This window comes from Delftia sp. ZNC0008, assembly GCF_000799035.1.
In the GTDB taxonomy this organism is placed as follows: Bacteria; Pseudomonadota; Gammaproteobacteria; order Burkholderiales; family Burkholderiaceae_C; genus Comamonas; species Comamonas tsuruhatensis.
On record NZ_JTKZ01000222.1, the window covers coordinates 1 to 3,167 of the forward strand.

The 3,167-nt window shown below is 69.2% G+C and carries 4 protein-coding genes; 3 read left to right on the forward strand and 1 reads right to left on the reverse strand.

The window, feature by feature from the left end; translation table 11 throughout:
* A partial coding sequence (locus tag L995_RS07465) for a LysR family transcriptional regulator (protein ID WP_047470650.1) occupies window positions 1–519 on the reverse strand: 519 nt, incomplete at its 3' end.
* A 132-nt stretch (window positions 520–651) separates the two neighbouring features.
* Here L995_RS07465 and L995_RS07470 point away from each other — a divergent pair.
* The 3 genes from L995_RS07470 to L995_RS07480 form a co-directional block, all read left to right on the forward strand.
* Complete coding sequence (locus tag L995_RS07470) at window positions 652–1,734, forward strand: YeiH family protein (RefSeq protein ID WP_026062025.1); 1,083 nt, start codon at window positions 652–654, stop codon at window positions 1,732–1,734.
* Between the two features lie 157 nt (window positions 1,735–1,891).
* Window positions 1,892–2,353, forward strand: coding sequence for a MarR family winged helix-turn-helix transcriptional regulator (locus L995_RS07475; protein ID WP_012207511.1), 462 nt, complete (start codon window positions 1,892–1,894; stop codon window positions 2,351–2,353).
* Window positions 2,350–3,167: FUSC family protein (locus L995_RS07480; protein WP_047470654.1), on the forward strand; the 818-nt coding region annotated here is incomplete at its 3' end. The genes L995_RS07475 and L995_RS07480, both read left to right, overlap by 4 nt.

Below are 3,167 nucleotides of genomic sequence, written 5' to 3' on the forward strand. Positions count from 1 at the left end.
CCGCGTCACGATGACGAGTTCGTCACGCATCCAGGGCTCGACCTCCAGCCCGGGCCAGTGGCTGGTGCCCTCGATCAGGCCCAGGTCCACGTCCAGCGATTCCACGGCCTGGCCCACCTCGCGCGTGTTGGCGATCTGCAGGTCCACGCTCAGGTGCGGATGGCTGCGCGCCAGGTGCGCGAGCACGGCCGGCAGCGCATAGGTGCCTATGGTGGTGCTGGCCGCCACGCGCAGACGCACGGGCAGGCTGGCGGCCCGCACCGAAAACGCCTGCTCTATGCCCCTGGCCTGCTCCAGCAGCGCCAGCGCCTCGGGCAGCAGGGCACGCCCCGCGTCGTTGAGCGCCAGCCGCCGGCCCACGCGCTCGAACAGCTGGGCGCCCATGGCCTGCTCCAGCTGCTGCAGCGCGGCGCTGGTGGCCGACTGCGACAGGGCCACGGCATCGGCCGCCGCCACGGTGGAGCCGGCCTGGGCAACGGCGCAGAAGATTTCGAGCTGTCGCAGGGTGAGGTGCAGCATGGCGTGCAGTCTGGACGAGGCATCAACCTGTTTCCCCGGTTGATGCTACAAAAACTATTCGTTATACGAATATAGCCAAGAAATCTAAAGTGCCTCCCATGCACCGCGCTCCTGACGCGGCGCGCAGGCACCATGAACACCACTTCCCTCCCACGCTCCTCCCTCCCTGGCTGGCTTCGCCATTTGACCGAGCTTGCGCCCGGCCTGCTGCTGGCAGGCGCCATTGCCGCAGCCGCCACCTGGGGCGCACGCCAGCCCCTGCTGGCCGGCTCGGGCCTGAGTGCACTGACGCTGGCCATCTGCATCGGCCTGGTCATCGGCAACACCGTCTATCCGCGCCTGGCGCCCAGCTGCCATGCCGGCGTGGGCCTGGCCAAGCAGCGCCTGCTGCGCGCGGGCATCGTGCTCTACGGCCTGCGGCTGACCTTCCAGGACATAGGCCATGTGGGCATGGCCGGCGTGGTGGTCGATGCCCTGGTGCTGGGTAGCACCTTCTTGCTGGCGCAGTGGCTGGGCCGCCGCGTCTTCGGGCTGGATGCGCGCACCACGGTGCTGATCGGCGCGGGCAGCTCCATCTGCGGCGCCGCTGCCGTACTGGCCACCGAACCCGTGATCAAGGGCCGCGCCGAAGACGTGGCCGTGGCCGTGGCCACCGTGGTGGTCTTCGGCACCGTGGGCACCTTCCTCTATCCCGCGCTGTTCCACTGGAACGCTGCCCACGGCTGGCTGGACATGTCGCCCGCGCAGTACGGGCTGTACGTGGGCTCCACCGTGCACGAGGTGGCCCAGGTCGTGGCCGCCGGCGAAGCCATTGCGCCCGAAGCCGCCGACGTGGCGGTGATCTCCAAGATGGTGCGCGTGATGATGCTCGCCCCCTTCCTGCTGCTGCTGTCCATGGCGGTGGCGCGCGGCAACCGCAGCAGCCAGATGAGCGACGGCCAGCCGCGCCGCATCACCATTCCCTGGTTCGCGCTGGGCTTCGTCGCCATGGCCGGCGTGAACTCGCTGGGCGTGCTGCCCGCTGCCGTGGTGCAGGTGGGCGTGCAGCTGGACAACGCGCTGCTGGCCGTGGCCATGGCGGCACTGGGCCTGACCACCCATGTCCGCGCCGTGCGTGCCGCAGGCACGAAGCCCCTGCTGCTGGCCGCCTTGCTGTTCGCATGGCTTCTGGTGGCGGGCCTGCTCTTCAACCGCTGGGTGCCCGGCCTGCTCTGAAGCTGCCAGCATCCATCGACCGGCCCTGCGAGGCATCGTCTCGCAGGGCCTTTTTCATGGACGGCCTGCCTTCCAGAACAAGGGAATACCCTTAAATCAAATGCAGGCACAATTAATTTGCAATGCAAATTAATTGAACTACAAAGATAATCGAGGCATGTCCTTTGCCTCTGCCCCTCCCCGCGCCCGTCTCGGCTTTCTCATGGTCACCCTGGTACGCCAATGGCGCCGCCAGGTCGAGGAACAACTGCTGGCCGACGGCCTGACCGATGCCACCTGGGCGCCGCTGATCCACCTGCGCGCCTGGGGCGACGGTGTCACGCAAAAGGAACTGGCCGAGCGCGTGGGACTGGACGGCTCCAGCCTGGTGCGCCTGCTCGATATTCTGGAAGGCCACGGCTGGGTGGAACGCCGTGCCGACCCCGGCGACCGGCGCAGCAAGCGCATCTTCCTGACGGACGAAGGCAACGGCGCCGTGGACCGCGTGCGCGCCACCATGCTGCAGGCCGAGCTGGCCATGCTGCAGGACCTGGACGATGCCGAGGTCGAGGCCATGCTGGCCGGCATGGCCAAGATCCAGGCGCGCATGGCCGCGCTGCGCACGGAAGGCGCGCCATGAGCGCCCTCCACGATGCCTATGGCCGCCTGCTGCAGGCCTCGGTCCGCTGGGGTTTCGACCCCGTGCGCCTGCGCCAGCATCTGCGCACGGCCTTTGCCGCCTGCCTGGCGCTGCTGGCCGCCTGGCAGCTGGGGCTGGAGCATCCGCAGTGGGCTGCCATGGCCACCTGGGCCGCATCCCAGCCGCTGCGCGGGCAACTGGTCGAGAAAAGCTTTTTCCGGGTCGCAGGCACCGTGGCCGGCACGGCCGTGGGCGTGGGCCTGGTGCTGCTGGCCCACGGAAACCTGCTGTGGCTGGTGCTGGGCCTGGCCGTCTGGCTGGGCCTGTGTGCGGGCGTGGGCAATCTGCAGCGCAGCTTCGTGGCCTACGGCACCATGCTGGCCGGCTATTCGGCAGCCATGGTGGCGCTGCTGGACTTCGCCCATCCCGAGCAGGTCTTCGCGCTGGGCTGGGACCGGCTGTTCACCGCGCTGACCGGCGTGTTCGCAGCCTTGCTCGTGGGCTGGCTGTTCACGCCCAAGGGCAGCGGCATTCCCGGCAATGCCGAGGTACGCCAGCTGTTTGCCCGGCTGCTGAGCGATCTGGCCGACAGCCTGCAGGCGCGCGGCCGTTCGTCACTGGGCTCGCAGGAGATCGCCGCCCGCCTGCTGGCCATGGCGGTGATCGAGGAGGGGCTGGACCCGCACGCCGCAGGATCGCAGCGCTCGCGCGAGGCCGTGCACGCGCTGCGCCGACTCATGAATGCCCAGATCTCGGCCCTGCTGTGGCTGCGTGACGCGCCGTCGCAGGAGCCGCCTGCGGCCTTTGGACGCGG